7 protein-coding genes and 1 pseudogene are annotated in these 15417 nt (G+C 67.2%); all 8 read left to right on the forward strand.

The window, feature by feature from the left end; all coding sequences use genetic code 11:
• Nucleotides 1-5: 5 nt before the first annotated feature.
• Nucleotides 6-8660 carry a choice-of-anchor Q domain-containing protein gene (locus U5A56_RS03260; RefSeq protein WP_321920904.1) on the forward strand — a complete coding sequence of 2885 codons (8655 nt, stop codon included), beginning with the start codon at nt 6-8 and terminating at the stop codon, nt 8658-8660.
• Nucleotides 8657-9160 (forward strand): hypothetical protein, encoded by a 504-nt coding sequence (locus U5A56_RS03265; protein ID WP_044849256.1) that lies wholly within the window; start codon nt 8657-8659, stop codon nt 9158-9160. The genes U5A56_RS03260 and U5A56_RS03265 overlap by 4 nt, the downstream gene beginning before the upstream one ends.
• 61 nt (nt 9161-9221) lie before the next feature.
• Entirely contained in the window at nt 9222-10061 is an 840-nt protein-coding gene (locus U5A56_RS03270; RefSeq protein ID WP_193759870.1) for an outer membrane lipoprotein-sorting protein, read from the forward strand.
• A 5-nt stretch (nt 10062-10066) separates the two neighbouring features.
• Nucleotides 10067-10897, forward strand: coding sequence for a hypothetical protein (locus U5A56_RS03275; protein ID WP_321920905.1), 831 nt, complete (start codon nt 10067-10069; stop codon nt 10895-10897).
• Nucleotides 10894-12621, forward strand: coding sequence for a c-type cytochrome (locus U5A56_RS03280; RefSeq protein ID WP_321920906.1), 1728 nt, complete (start codon nt 10894-10896; stop codon nt 12619-12621). The genes U5A56_RS03275 and U5A56_RS03280 overlap by 4 nt, the downstream gene beginning before the upstream one ends.
• A 149-nt stretch (nt 12622-12770) precedes the next feature.
• A complete protein-coding gene (locus tag U5A56_RS03285) occupies nt 12771-14156 on the forward strand; it encodes a cytochrome C (RefSeq protein WP_321920907.1) in 1386 nt (461 codons plus the stop codon).
• A gap of 43 nt (nt 14157-14199) precedes the next feature.
• Nucleotides 14200-14880, forward strand: a complete 681-nt coding sequence (locus U5A56_RS03290) for a c-type cytochrome (protein WP_321812241.1) — start codon at nt 14200-14202, stop codon at nt 14878-14880.
• A gap of 183 nt (nt 14881-15063) precedes the next feature.
• Nucleotides 15064-15417 (forward strand): annotated as a pseudogene (locus U5A56_RS03295) (c-type cytochrome biogenesis protein CcsB); the annotation flags it as partial.

A 15417-nucleotide genomic window follows, 5' to 3' on the forward strand; every position in this document is an offset into this window, starting at 1 on the left:
AGGCGATGAGATCCACCAAGCTCACGGCGACGTTCCTTGATCTGTTCAAGGCGGGGGTCGCGGCATCCATCTTGCTGACGGCAGGCGAGGCATGTTTCGCGCAAGCGGTCGTCAATCTCACGGCGAAGGCGTCCACGGCGTTGATGCCGGACGGACAGTCCGTGCCGATGTGGGGCTACAGCTGCACGCCGGCCGGCGTCGCGGCGGCGCCAGCCGTGAATGCCACCTGCGCGGCCGCGAACACGACCGCCGGCGCGAACTGGTCGCCGGTGGTGATCACCGTGCCGGCGGGGCAACTGCAGATCAACCTGACGAACAACCTGCCGGCGCCCGTGCCGACCTCGCTCGTAATCGTCGGGCAGTTGGGCGGCGGTCTCGGCGACAAGCCGACGACCATGCCGAGCCCGGTCCATCCGACGCAGACCGCCACGACCTGGCCGATCGTCACCGCGACTTCGACCGCGCCGATGGCGTCGTTCGTGCCGCCCGCGCAAGGGCCGCGCGTCGAGTCGTTCGGGACCGAGGTGCCGGCGTCGACCGATCCGAAATCGCACACCACGCTCACGTGGCCGAACCTGAAGCCCGGCACCTATCTGCTGGAGTCGGGCACGCACCCGTCGATCCAGGGGCCGATGGGCCTGTACGGCGTGCTGGTCGTGAAGAGCCCGGCCGTTGCCAGCTCGACGTGCGCGTCGACGAAGCTGGCGTATCCGAATTCGGCGTCCTGCTATGACGCCGACGTGCCGCTCGTGATGAGCGAGATCGATCCGGTGCAGAACGCGGCGGTCGCCGCGGCCGTCGCGACCAAGGGCTTCAGCGAAACTGCCGCGTGGTCGGGTCAGCCCGGCGGGTGCGGCGACTCGAAGTCGATCACGTTCGGCACCTGCTATCCGCCGGTGGTGAACTACGATCCGCGCTATTACCTGATCAACGGCGTGGCCTTCGATCGCACCAACCCGAACGCGTCGGCGTTCCGGCCGAGCGTGAACGTGCCGCCGTCGACCGGGCAGGTGCTGGTGCGCCTGGTGAACGCCGGCCTGCGCATGCACGTCCCGGCCGTGGTCGGCGCGCAAACCGGCAATCCGTCGGTACCCGGGTTCGCGCTGGTCGCCGAGGACGGCAACGTGCTGCCCGGCACGCAGCGCATCCAGAACTCGGTGTTCATGGCTGCAGGCAAGACCTACGACGTGATGGTGAACGCGCCGGCCGCCGGAGCGATGCCCGTGTACGACCGCGAGCTGAGCCTGTCGACCAACAATCTGCGCGACGGCGGGATGCAGGCCTACATTGCGGTCAACAACGCGCAGCCGTCCGCGACCGCCGGTATCGGCGAAACGCCGACCGCCACGGGCGCGAACTACTACTTCGTGCCGGGCACGACACTCGCCGTGTCGGATCCGGCCAAGGGCGTGATCGCGAACGACTCCGGCGTCTACGGCGTGAAGGTCCAGACGCCGCCTGCCAGCGGCACGCTGAAGCTGAACACGGACGGTACCTTCACGTACCTGTCGAGCAGCGCGACGAACGACAGCTTCGTCTATCAGTCGACGAACGGCACGCCGCCGGTGACGGCGAAGGTGACGTTGACCGCCTGCACCACGAGCAACAAGTGCCTGTCGATTCCCACGGCGGGCAATGCGAGCTTCTCGAGCAACATCGCGTCGCAGGTTCAGATCGGCGCGCCCGGCGTGCTCGCCAGCGCGAGCGATCCGGCCGGGCTGCCGCTCACCGCGCAGATCGTCGCGTCGAGCGCGAAGAACGGCACCGTGACGCTGAATCCGGACGGCTCGTTTACCGCGATGCCGATGACGCCGCCGATGGCCGGCGCATCCGCGCAGACGATGTCGTTCCAGTACAAGGTCACCAATACGCAGAACCAGACCAGCGCGAACGCGGGGACCGTGACCGTGACCTTCAATCCCGGCAGCGGGCTCGTCGTGAACGTGATGGATGCGCCGAGCATGGCGCCGGATGCGGTCGCGCCGAACAAGATGGTCAAGCTCACCGACTATCGCTGGATCATCGAGGAAGACCGCACGATGCAGATCGATCCGGCCTGCCAGGTGAACTCGGCGACGTCGCGGCCGGCGAACTGCCCGCCGCTGCCGGTGCCGAGTCTCGGCACGAACTTCCATACGAGCTACATGCCGGTGGTGGCGGCCGGCTGTGTCGGCACCGTCGCGTGCGAATCCGGGCAGACCGTGTACGACCCGGTGTCCAACACGCACCTGCCGACCGTGTGCGACGTCGGCAACGGCGCGTGCCGCACCGGCACCAACGTTTCGCAGCAGACGCCGGTCGATCCGAAATACGTGGCGCTCGATCCGACCAAGCATTACTACATCTCGATCCTGCCGGGCGACGCGGGCAACACGTTCGTGAATGGCGGCGGCGTGCCGCCCGCCAACACCACGCGGCAATTCAGCATCGCGCTCGACTGCCCGTCGGGCCCGAGCGGCGCGGATTTCGCGCCGGGCACCGGCAAGTGCGGCCACAGCATGGGCGGCGCGCCGATTTCGCCTGCGCAGATCGCGGCCGCGAAGGCCGGGCAGACCGCGGCGGGCCAAGCCGGACAGCTCAACGTGCTGCTGACGGAAACCCCGTACCAGACCGCGAAGCTGTCGGTGTTCGTGTTCGAGGACGATGCGCCGCTGAACGGCGAAGTGGATGTCAGCGGCGGGACCGACGGTTTCGGCACCGCGCGCGAGCCGGGCCTCGGCGGCTTCGAGATCAAGCTCTGGGACGACGCCGGCGGCACCGGCGACCCGACCGGGCAGATGACCTACGACATGTTCAACATGCCGCTGTCGAATTCGCTGCAGGGCACCATCGACCCGCTCACCGGACTCAATGCGTGCCCGATCACGACGGCGACCGACGGCCTGGTCGGCATGATCCCGACCTGCCCGAAATTCGAATCGGACGGCAAGACGCTGTCGCCGCTGGTCGGCCAGGCGGTCATCGCCAACCTGATGCCGGGCCGCTACGGCGTGATCGCGACGCCGGCGGCCGACCGGATCGGTCGCGGCGAGGAATGGCTGCAGACCAACACGCTCGACGGCCAGAAGGCGCATGACGCGTTCATCAAGGTCGGCGGGCCCGCGTACTTCCAGGAGTTCGGGCCGGCCGGCTATCACGTGTCGATCGGCTTCGCGAATCCGAAGACGATCAACGCGCGGCGCACCAACGCGGCCAAGACGGGGCTGTGCGACACCGGCGCGTGCCCGAACACGCTCACGGGCCGCGTGACGAACCTGCACTACGGCCGTCCGCCGAACGAGAATCTGTACAGCAGCGGGTCGCACGATTCGCTGGCGTTCTCGCAATGTTACGTGAGCGTCGGCGATCCGGACGGCGAGGATTACGGCTTCACGAAGTGCGACAGCCAGGGCCGCTTCACGATCAGCGGGTTGCCGAGCGGCACGACGCGCATCACGGTCTTCGATCAGTGGAACGACCAGATCGTCGACGGGCTGGCGAAGGCCGTCCAGCTGCCTGCGGCCAACGGGAGCACGACGGTCGACGTCGGCGATCTCGCCGTGCTGCAGTGGCAGACGAACCTCTATACGCGGACCTTCATCGACCTGCACGGCGACGGCATCTCGCACCCGGACGATCCCGGCATCGCGCTGGCGTCGACCAACCTGCGGTTCCGCGACGGCAGCTTCTCGAGCTTCAACAACACGGACGGCAATGGCTACGCGCCGTTCAACGAAGTGTTCCCGTTGTTCAACTGGTACGTGGTGGACGACGACCAGACGCGCTACAAGTCGAGCGGCACGCACGTCGTGTACGACGCGGGCGGTCCGGTCGACAGCACCGGCGTGCCCGGCAGCGGCAACTCGACGATCGCCGGGAATTTCGCGAACACGGTCGAAACCTTGCCCGTGCCGCCGAACCTGCGGGTGCCGGGCGCGCGCTACTGCGCGGACGCGGATTGCACGTCGACCGGCAGCGGCTCGACGGGCCGGGTCGATCCGCCGTGGGTGAACTCGGAGGCATGGCAGGGTTTCTCCGGGCAGAACTCGTTCATCGAGTTCGGCAAGACGCCATTCGCGAAGGGCGAGAACGGCGGGATTCGCGGCGAGGTGATCTATGCGTCGACGCGGCCGTTCGACGATCCGACGCTGCTGATCCACACGAAGTGGACGCCCAACGTGCCGAACGTCACGGTGAACCTGTATCAGGAGGGCACGGCCACGGACGGCACGACCAACCTGACGCTGGTGGACACGACCAAGACGGCGAGCTGGGACGACTGGGCGCAGGGCTTCCGCGCGGACGGCGTGACGCCGAACATGAACTGCCCGGGCCAGGATCCGAACGACCCGTTCTACTTCACGCTGAAGAACAGCACCAACTGGCTCGATCCGCAACATCGGCAATTGCCGGCGAACGCGCAGTTCAAGTGCTACGACGGCATGCACGTATTCAACCAGATCCAGCCGGCGCCGTATGACGGGATGTACAAGTTCCCGAGCGTGACGGCGACGGACGCGAGCGGCAAGCCGGTCGCGTCGAACTGCACGATCTGCGTCGGCAAGAACCCCGTCGACGGCACGCCGATGCTGCCGGCCGGCAAGTACGTGGTCGAGATCATCGTGCCGCCGGGCTACGAACTGGTGAAGGAGGAGGACAAGAACATCCTGATCGGCGACAACTTCATCGCACCGGTGACGCAGCAGTTCGGCGGGATCGGCGCGATCTTCATCCTGCCCGACCAGGCCGCGGTGAACTCGACGTACAACAGGAACAACGCACAGAACATGACCACCGACCTCGGTTCGACGCCGCACGGCGAAGGCGACACCGGCAGCGTCGAGCGGTTCTGGCCGTGCGTCGGCGAACTGCGCATCGTGCCGGACTACATCAGCCTGTTCCCGGGATCGAAGGAAGTCGCGCCGTTCGCGGGTGCATCGCGGCATCTGTGCGATCGCAAGGAGGTGATGCTGACCGACGAGGAGTCGGTGCTGGCGAAGTTCTGGATCTTCAGCTCGACGCACGTTGCGGCGCACTACACGGGCTTCATGCTCGACGACTTCTCGTCGGAGTTCGACCCGTATTCGCCGCAGTTCGGCGAGAAGTTCGCGGTGCCGAACGTGCCGGTCTCGTTCAAGGATTTCTCCGGCAACGAAACCTCGCGCACTTATTCGGACCAGTGGGGCATCTACAACGGGCTGACCTTCTCGACCTGGGAAGTGAACCCGCCGAACCCGACCGGTTATGCGCCGACGATGATGGTCACGTGCATGAACGACCCGGGCCCGATCCCCGATCCGAATCATCCGGGCAAGATGATGACCGATCCGCTGTACAACCCGGCCTACAGCCAGTTCTGTTACGAGATTCCGTTCATGCCCGGACAGACGCAGTACATGGATACGCCGGTGGTGCCGGTGCAGGCGTTCGCCGACGGATACAACCAGCCCGACTGCGCGTATCCGGATGCGACGCCGGCAATCTCGAGCGTGACCGGCGATGCGATCGGCGCGGGCGCGGGCCCGTGGGTCAGTGCGCCCGGCAAGACGCTGACGATCAAGGCGCTGGGCGACCAGCAGGTGCCGAACCACGCGTACACGGGGCCGAGCCAGAGCACGGCGCCGTTCAACCAGAAGTTCATCACGCGCCACTACGGCTTCGGCGGCACGCAGGGCACCGGTACGGTCACGATCGCGGGCGTCAAGGCACCGGTCGTGTCGTGGAGCGACACGCAGATCGTCGTCACCGTGCCCGACCTGAGCATTCCGACGCTGCCGGGGCTGACGGCGCCGTCGACCTGCACGATCCAGCAGATGGGCGCGCCGGCGACGCAGTGCGGTGAGCTCGTGGTCACGGCCGGAAACGGCAAGCGCTCGATCGACGCGATCACGGTGACGGTCGGCGGCAAGACGCCGACCTACGTCGGCGGCGAGAACGGCGCGAGCAACGCGCTGCAGACCGCGATCGACAATGCGAGCGCGGGCGACATGATCGTCGTCGGCCCGGGCACGTACAACGAGATGCTGGTGATGTGGAAGCCGGTGCGGCTGCAAGGCGTCGGCGCCGGGTCGGTGACGGTCAACGCGAACACGCATCCGTCCGGCAAGCTCGATCCGTGGCGCAGGCTGATCTCGTGCCTGTTCGGTACGTCGCTGGACGGCGGGATGATTTCGGCCGCGTACGACCCGACGAAGCCGATCTCGCCGACCAACAACCCGTACGATCCGTCAGGCAGCTATCAGTGCTCGACGCAGATGCAGGGGCACGCGGATCCGATTCCGTTCGAGCCGACGGTCGGCTGGGACGGTACGCTGAACGGCAACCTGGGCGAGCTGCTGATGGAGCCGTCGCTGCTGGGCGCGTATGAAGGCGCGGGCATCACGGTGCTGGGCAAGGGCGTGAAGCCGAGCGCAAACTGCACCGCGAACGGTGTCTGCACGCTGCTGACGCGGCACGACTGCACGACGGATCCGAACAACCCGAACTACAGCAACTTCCTGTGCAACCCGTCGCGCATCGACGGGATCACGGTCACCAACAGCTCGCAGGGGGGCGGCGGGATCTTCCTGCACGGCTGGAACCATTACACGGAGGTCTCGAACAACCGGGTGACCGGCAATGCCGGCACGCTGTCGGGCGGCATCACGGTCGGCCAGGTGGAAGTGCCCGACGGCAACATCGCCGCGGACGGCGTGACGCAGCTGCCGTTCATGTACAACACGTTCGTCAACGTTCATCACAACGCGGTGACGGGGAACGCGTCGTACGGCGACGAGATCAACTCGACCACGCCGTCGTCGGCAGGTGGCGTGACGCTCTGCTCGGGCGCCGACTACTACAAGTTCAACTACAACTGGGTATGCGGCAACATCAGCAGCGGTGACGGCGGCGGCGTCGCGCACTTCGGGTTCAGCTACAACGGCGACCTGTCGCACAACGTGGTGCTGTTCAACCAGAGCAACAACCCGACGTTGCCGACGTACGGCGGTGGCATCATCGCGCAGGGCGTGCCGCCCGACGGCACGTTCTGCGAGAACAGCCTCGTCGACGTCGACTGCGCGCCGCAGCTGTCCGACGGCATCGGCCCGGATCTGGTGATCGACGGCAACCTGATCATGGGCAATACCGCGGAGAGCGGCAAGGGCGGTGGCCTGCGGCTGCAGAGCGTCAACGGCACGGACGTGCAGCGCAACCTCGGCAACCCGAACAAGTGGTACAAGGTGCGCGTGATCAACAACATCATCGCGGACAACGTGGCCGGCTGGTCGGGCGGTGGCGTGTCGCTGCAGGATGCGGTGCGCGTGGACTTCATCAACAACACGGTGATCGCGAACGATGCGACGGCGTCGGCGGGCGTGCTGTTCAATACGCCGGCCGCGTCGCAGTCGAACGTGCCGCCGCCGGGATGCACGAGCAGCCCGAACAGCGCGGACTCGACGTGCACGAGCTTCATCGAGGCCTCGACGCAGCAGCCGGCCGGGCTGGAGACGACATCCCATACGCAGAACCTGCTGGCAGCGTTCGTGCCGCCCGCGAATTTCAGGGGGAACGTCAGGTGTCCCGCGGATGAGCCGAACTGCACGAAGTTCTCGAACCCGGTGCTGACCAACAACCTGTTCTGGCAAAACCGCTCGTTCTACATCTCGGTGAGTTCGCAGCCGAACCCGAACATCCCCGGCGTGCAGAACGCGGTCACGTTGAACCCGGTCCTGAACCAGCAGGGGAAGTCGACAGGCTTCTGCGTGACGGGCGGCACGACCCCGCCGTTCTATTGGGACATCGGCGCGTGGGGCGACACCGGGCCTGCCAATCATCAATCCGGGCTGACGATGAATCCGCAGCATTCGATCATGACCAGCACGGCGGGCTACGCCACGACCAACATCGCGGCGGATCCGCAGACGGTGGGCCAGTACTGCAACGGGTCGCGGGTACCGCCGGAAGCCGGCGGGAACGGCTTCGCCGTGCCGCCCGGGATCGCCGACGCGGTGCTGCCGAATCCGCTGTTCGGGTTGATGCCGACGGCCACGCCCGATGAAGGCAACCAGTGGATCAACATGTCGTATGGGCCGCTGTCGCTGTTCAACGAGGCGCTCACGCCGGGCAGTGCGGGTTACAACGTGATGATGGGCAACTACTCGATCAAGGGCACATCGCCGGCGATCGGGGCGGCCACCGGGCGCGGCGCACCGAATCACGACATCTTCGGCACGCCGCGGCCGCAAGGCAACGGCTACGACATCGGCGCGGTCGAGTACGTGACGCCGGGCCTGCTGGGCGGCCTGCTCGGCGGCGGGCCGACCGATCCGCTGGCGTTGGGCGGGAACCAGCCGGCCGGCGTGGCGGGTTTGCTCGCCGGGCTGCCGGGCGCCGGTGGGATCCAGGGCCTGCTCAACGGCCTCCAGCCGCTGACGCAGATCCAGGCGCCGGCGTTGCGGCGGCCGCTGGCAGGCGCGCCGCGGCTCGCACCGGCGGCGCGGCCGCGGCCGGCCGGTGCGCTGACGCAGTCTCCGGCGCTCGCGCGGCCGCCGTCGAACGTGCTGCTGCAGGCCCCGACCCAGACGCCGCCGCGCAATCGCACGCAGACGCAGACCCGTACCCAACCGGGTACCGCACCGCGCCCGCCGGCGCCGATTCCGGCGCAGGCGGCACCCGCCACGCTCACCGGGGCGCTGCGGTGAAACGGGCCGCGTGGCGCACGGCAGCGGCGCTGCTGCTCGCGGGCGGCGCGTGCGTTGCCGTGGTGGTTCTGCCTCGGCCGGCCGCGGCCGGGCAGGACGCGCCGGCCGAGGCCGCGCACCGGCGCTCGCCGTACGTGCCGGTGAGCCTGCCGCGCGAGGCGAAGGCCTATTACCAGATGGGGAAGGGCATCGACGACCTGCACGTGCGCAGCACCGCGTCGGGCAACCTGATCCGCTTCAGCTACCGCGTGGTCGATCCGGACAAGGCGCGCCTGCTCGCCGACACGAAGTCGACCGTCTACCTGTACGGAGAAACGAGCCACGCGATGCTCGTGATTCCGGTCATGGACCAGATCGGCGCGCTGCGGCAGACCGGCCAGCTGATAGCCGGTCAGGAGTACTGGATGGTGTTTTCCAACAAGGGAGGGCCGATCAAGCGCGGCGAACGGGTCAGCGTCCTGATCGATTCGCTGCATATCGACGGGCTGGTGGTCGAGTAATCACATAAACGCGTGCCGTCGCGCATCGGCAACGGGCGGCCTGCATGCGGGGAGAGCAGTCATGAACCGGTTTCTTTTCAAGTCGATTTCGGCGGCGTGCGCCGCCGTCTTTCTGACTTTCGGTCAGGCCGCCTTCGCGGCCTCGGCGGCGGGGAATGCACAGGCGGCATCGGCCGCGCACATGGACGCGGCGCAGATCGCCGCGCGCAATGCCGCGGCGCGCGGCGGGTTGCAGGCGTGGCGGGCGGTGTCGACGCTCAGGATGACCGGCCAGCTCGATGCGGGCGGCAAGAAGAACGTGAAGCTGCCGTTCACGCTGACGCTGAAGCGTCCGCGCAAGAGCCGGCTCGAGATCCAGTTCGAGCAGCAGACCGCGCTGCAGGTGTACGACGGTTCGCAGGGCTGGCTCGTGCGGCCGTACCTGGGCCGCAACGACGTCGAGCCGTATACGCCGGCGCAGCTCAAGTCGGCCGCGTCGTCCGCCGAGCTCGACGGCCCGCTGATCGACTACGCGAACAAGGGCACCACGATCGAGACGCTCGGCACCGAGCAGGTGGAAGGGCACCGCGCGTACGTGTTGAAGCTGACGATGAAGGACGGCGCGACGCGGCGCCTGTGGGTCGACGCGTCGAGCTTCCTCGAACTGAAGATCGACGGCGAACCGCGTGTACTGGACGGCAAGACGCATAGCGTCGCCATCCTCTATCGCGATTACCGCAAGGAGAACGGGCTCGTCATGCCGCACACGCTCGAGACCGTCGTGAGCGGCGTCAGGCAGACGCACCGGATCACGATCGAGCACGTCGCGCTCAACGAGACGGCCGACGACGCGCTGTTCGGCAAGCCGCCGCTCACCGTCGCCCGGGTGGCGAGCCACCCGACGGACAGCCCGACGAGGTGACGGCCATGGGACGAATCGGATCGTGGTTGCTCGCCGGCTGCGCGATGGCGGCCCTGTGCGCGTGCGGGCAATTGCCGGGACAGGGCCTGACCGCGGACCAGGTCGTCGAGAAGAACATCGCGGCGCGAGGCGGCCCCGATGCATGGCGCAAGATCCAGACGATGGTCTGGTCGGGCCATGTGGACAGCCCGAACGCGCCCGTGCGCGACATGCCGTTCATTCTCGCGATGAAGCGGCCGAACAAGACGCGCTTCGAACTCACCGTGCTGAACCAGAAGGCCGTGCGCGTGTTCGACGGCCGCGAAGGCTGGAAGCAGGGCGCCAGCAGCGGGGCGAGCCTGCGGCCGTATACGCCGGGCGAGCTGACGTCCGCGCGCGACGAGCAGGTGATCGACGGGCCGCTGGTCGACCATGACGCGAAGGGCATCGGCGTGGCGCTGGACGGCGTCGAATCGCTCGGCGGTCACGACGCGTACCGCCTCGCGGTGAAGCTGCCGTCCGGCGCGATGCGCCACGTGTGGATCGACAGCCATACGTTCCTGGACGTGAAGGCCGACCGCGTGGTGCGCGGGCCCGCCGGCCCGATCACCGTGGAAGTGAACTACAGCAACTTCAAGCGCGTCGACGGCCTGCAGATCCCGATGAAGATCGAGAGCGGCACGGCCGCTGCAGCGACCAAGGACACGCTGTTCATCGACAAGGTGTCGCTGAATCCGCCGCTCGACGACGCGATCTTCGCGCGGCCGGCGTCGCCGGGCGGACGCCGTCCGGTGGCGATCGATGCGAACGCGTGGCCGATACTGCCCGGTGTCGGCGGGCCGACGGTACGGCCATGAACGGCATCCGGGGGCGGCTGCGCGCCCTCGCGGGGGCGTGCCGGCCTTCGTCGCGCAGGCGGCTGGCGCGGTGGATGCTGCTGGCCGCGCTCGGCGCGAGCGCAGGGCAGGCGATTGGCGAAGAGCCAGCGCCCGCCGTGCCGACCGCGGCCGCTGCACCATCTGCATCGGCCGAGCCGGCGGACGCGGACGCGGGCGAGGCGATCTACCGGCGCGGCATCCTCGGTTCGGGCGCGCCGCTCGAAGCGGTGCATCAGGACGGCGTGCGTCTGCGCGGCGCCGCTGCCGCCTGTATCAATTGCCACCGGCGCAGCGGCCTCGGCTCGAAGGAAGGCAACAATACGATCCCGCCGATCACGTGGCGCTACCTGGCGCATCCTCGCGCGCAAACCGGCGAGGATCTCGACATTCCGTACGTGCCCGGCATGCGCACCGATCGCGAACCGTACACGGAAGACCGGCTCGCGCGGGCCGTGCGCGAAGGGCTCGATTCGGAAGGCCGGCCGCTTGGCAGGCTGATGCCGCAGTACGCGCTCGACGATGCCGACATGGCAGCGTTGAGCCGCTATCTGAAACGCCTCGACCGGCGCAGGCTGCCGGGCGTGACCGACACGGTGCTGCATTTCGCGACGATCGTCACGCCGGACGCGGACCCGGTGAAGCGGGCGGGCATGCTCGACGTCCTGCAGCACTACTTCGCGGACAAGAACGCGTTTCCGTTCGGCGCGACGCCGCCGCTGCGCTCGACGCGAAAAATGATGTTCATGGTCAATCGGCGCTGGGAGCTTCATGTGTGGTCGCTCACCGGCCCGCCCGACACGTGGCATGAGCAGCTCAGGCAGTATTTCGCGCGACAGCCGGTGCTGGCCGTCGTGTCGGGGCTCGGCGGCAGGAACTGGGCGCCCGTTCACGACTTCTGTGAACAGCAGGCCGTGCCGTGCCTGTTTCCGAACGTCGAGGTGCCCGTCGAGACCGATCACGATTTCTACTCCGTGTACTTTTCGCGCGGCGTGCTGCTCGAGTCGGACCTGATCGCGAAGCGCATCCTGGATGAAGCCGCGGCGCGGCCGGTGAAGACGGTCAGGCAGGTCTATCGCGCGGGCGACAACGGCGAGCGGGGCGCCCAGGCGCTGGCCGCCGCGCTGAAGGCGCACGGCATCGCGGTGTCGAATCGCGCGCTTGCGCCTCACGAGGATGTCGCACATGCGTTGCACGGGATGCCGCGCGACGATGCGCTCGTGCTGTGGCTGCGGCCGCCCGACCTCGCGGCGCTCGAGCATGTGCCGCCCGCGTCGGACACGGTGTTCATGTCGGGGCTGCTCGGCGGGCTCGACAGCACGCCGCTGCCGACGCGCTGGCGCGGCGTGACGCGCGTCGCCTATCCGTTCGACCTGCCCGAGGGGCGGCGCGTGCGCGTCGACTACGCATTCGGCTGGTTCACGATCCGGCACATCCCGATGGTCGCGCCGCAGGTGCAGGCCGACACGTATCTCGCATGCGGCCTGCTCGCCGAAACGCTGAGTCACATGGTCGATGCGTTCGTGGGCGAGTATCTCGTCGAGCGCATCGAGGACATGCTCGAACGTCGCATCCTGACCGGCTACTACCCGCGCCTGACGCTCGCGCCCGGGCAGCGCTTCGCGTCGAAGGGCGGTTATATCGTGCGGTTCGCCGGGCCGGATCGCGCGAAGCTTGCCGCCGACGGAGGCTGGATCGTTCCCTGAGCGGCCGCGCGCGTCGAGATGGAGTAGGAATCAGACCGCGAATGGAGGAAGTCTCCCCATGCCGGGTCTCGCGGGCGCTTCGCACAATGAAGGCATCGCGCGACGTTCCGGCGCAGCGCGGGCCACACGGCGTGAGGAGGGAAACCGCCATGACAACGTTTCTTGTCGGGCATGACACGCGTCATCGCTGGGCGCATCGCGGCGGGATGATCGTGGTCGCGGCGCTCGCGCTGCTGCAGGCGTCCGTCGGGCACGCGCTGCCGATCTTCGCGCGCCAGACCGGGCAAAGTTGCGTCGCGTGTCACGCCGGCGGCCAGTTTCCCGAACTGACGCCGTACGGGCGCATGTTCAAGCTGAACGGTTATACGTTGGGCGAGCGCACGATTCCGCTCGCGGCGATGGCCGTCGCCGACATGAGCAAGACGCGAGCCAACAGCGACGCCAGCGGCAATCCGGTCACGCCGAAGAACGGCCTGCCGATCTTCGACTTCGCGAGCGTGTTCCTCGCCGGGAAGATCACCGACCATCTCGGCGGCTTCGCACAGTTCACCTATGCGAACTACGATCATCAGGATGCCAACGGAAAATGGAAAGGCTGGTGGGCATCGGACAACACCGACTTTCGCTTCGTCGACCGGATCATGTCTCCGGCCAACGATCTGATCCTCGGCCTGACGCTGCACAACAACCCGACCGTGCAGGATGTATTCAATACCGCGCCGGCCTGGAGCTATCCGTATATCGGCTCCGCGATCAGCCCGGTGGCCGGCGTTCCGGTCACGCCGATCATCGAGGGCGGTCTCGCGATGCAGGTCGTCGGCATGGGCGGGTACCTGTACTGGAACAAGACGGTCTATGCGGAGCTGACCGCCTACAGCACGGCCGACGGCATCTGGTCGTTCCTGAGCAAGGGCAACCACGCGGGCAACCCGGATCACCCGCAGGTCTATCTGCGCGGCTACAACCCGTATGCGCGCATCGCGCTGACGCGCGAATGGGGGCCGCACAGCCTGATGGTCGGCGCGTTCGGGCTGAGCGTGAACGTCTATCCGAACGACCCGAACAGTTTCCCGATCTTCGGCACGGGCGTGACGCGCTATCGCGACTACGGTTTCGACACGCAGTACCAGTACCTGCTGGAGCCGCATACGATCACCGCGCAAGCGCGCTACGTGCGCGAGAACATTCACGATCCCAACAACTTCGTCGTGAGCGACAACACGGCCGCGAACCTGAATTCGTTGCGGCTCAAGGCGTCGTACATCTACCAGGCCAAGTACGGCGTCAGCCTGTCGTTCTTCAATACGACGGGGACCGCGGACAGCGCCGCCTATGCGGCAAGCGCGAACTTCCATCCGAATACGCAGGGGTGGACGCCGGAAATATTCTGGATACCTGATCAGCACGTACGAATCGGTATCCAGTACACGCACTTCACCAAGTTCCTCGGCGCGACGACCAACTACGACGGCAACGGACGCAATGCAAGGGACAACGACACGCTGTTCATCTATCTATGGCTGGCTTCATTCTGAGACCCGGCGGGGCGACGGACATTGCGGCAGGGAGAGCGCTGACATGAACAAGGTGACCCATTTCGCTTGGCTTGCGCTGGTGCTGGCGGCATCGGGTTGTCACGACCTGGAGCGGTCGCGGGAAGTCGACAATCCGGCCGTGTCGGGCAAGACCATTGCATTGCAGGTGTGCTCGAACTGCCATGGGGCGAACGGCGTGTCGGTATCGCCGATGTTTCCGAAGCTCGCCGGGCAACGCAAGGAATACCTCATCGATCAGTTGACCGACTTCAAGCATCACGCGCGCGCCGATCCGAATGCGAAGCGCTACATGTGGGGTTTCACGCATCTGACCGATGCGCAGATCGAGCAGCTCGCCGATTATTTCTCGAGCCAGCCGGCGGTGCTCGGCGAGGTCGGCGATCGCTTGCTGCTCGACGCGGGCAAGGCGATCTTCGTGTCGGGACTGCCGGACAAGGGCGTGTCGGCCTGTGTCGGATGTCATGGCCAGCATGGCGAGGGCATGACCGGGTTCCCACGGCTCGCCGGCCAGCACGCGGACTACGTGATGAAGCAACTGAGGGTTTTCCGGGAAACCGATACGCGGCCACGCGGCGCGATCATGAAGTCCGTGTGCGCGAACATGACCGAACAGGACATGCGCGCGGTCGCGGCCTATGTCGAGGCCTTTCCGCCGGAAGCCGACGCACCGGCGAGCCCGGCGAGCCCGTCGGTCGAGCAATGAGCCGCCGGCGCCGAACCGGCGTCACATGCGGCAGGTGCCGCGGGGCGGGCAGACGAGCGGCGCCGGCGGCGATCGTTTAGGTGTCTCGTCTCCCCCGGGGCGGGGCGCCTCTTTTTATTTGCATCCGATGGTTCCATCCTGGTGACGCTCATGAAAGCCATTCAATCGTCCCGCGGCGGCATGATGTCCGTTGCCGCGTCGCTGTATCGGCTGCCTCGACGACTTCGCGCGCCGGCCGCGGTTCGCGCGTGCGGGCCGGGCGACGACCGTCCGTTCCTCGCGCGCCTGTCGGTCATCGACTGGCTGTTCGCCCTGGCACTCGTGGTCGGCGCGGGCTATGCGTTCGTGCATTACAACGAACACATGAATGACTACGACAAGGCGGTGATGATCGGCACCGTGCCGGCGCTCGTCGTGCTCGGCTGGCGCTGGAAGCCCGCGCGGCTGATGATGGCGTCGATCGCCGTGCTGTCGCTGCTGTCGATCCAGATCTACCAGGGCGATCTCGCGCGCGCCGATGCGGCGTTCTTCCTCAAG

Origin of the sequence: Burkholderia sp. BCC1998 (genome assembly GCF_905339875.1) — a bacterium.
Taxonomy (GTDB): Bacteria; Pseudomonadota; Gammaproteobacteria; order Burkholderiales; family Burkholderiaceae; genus Burkholderia.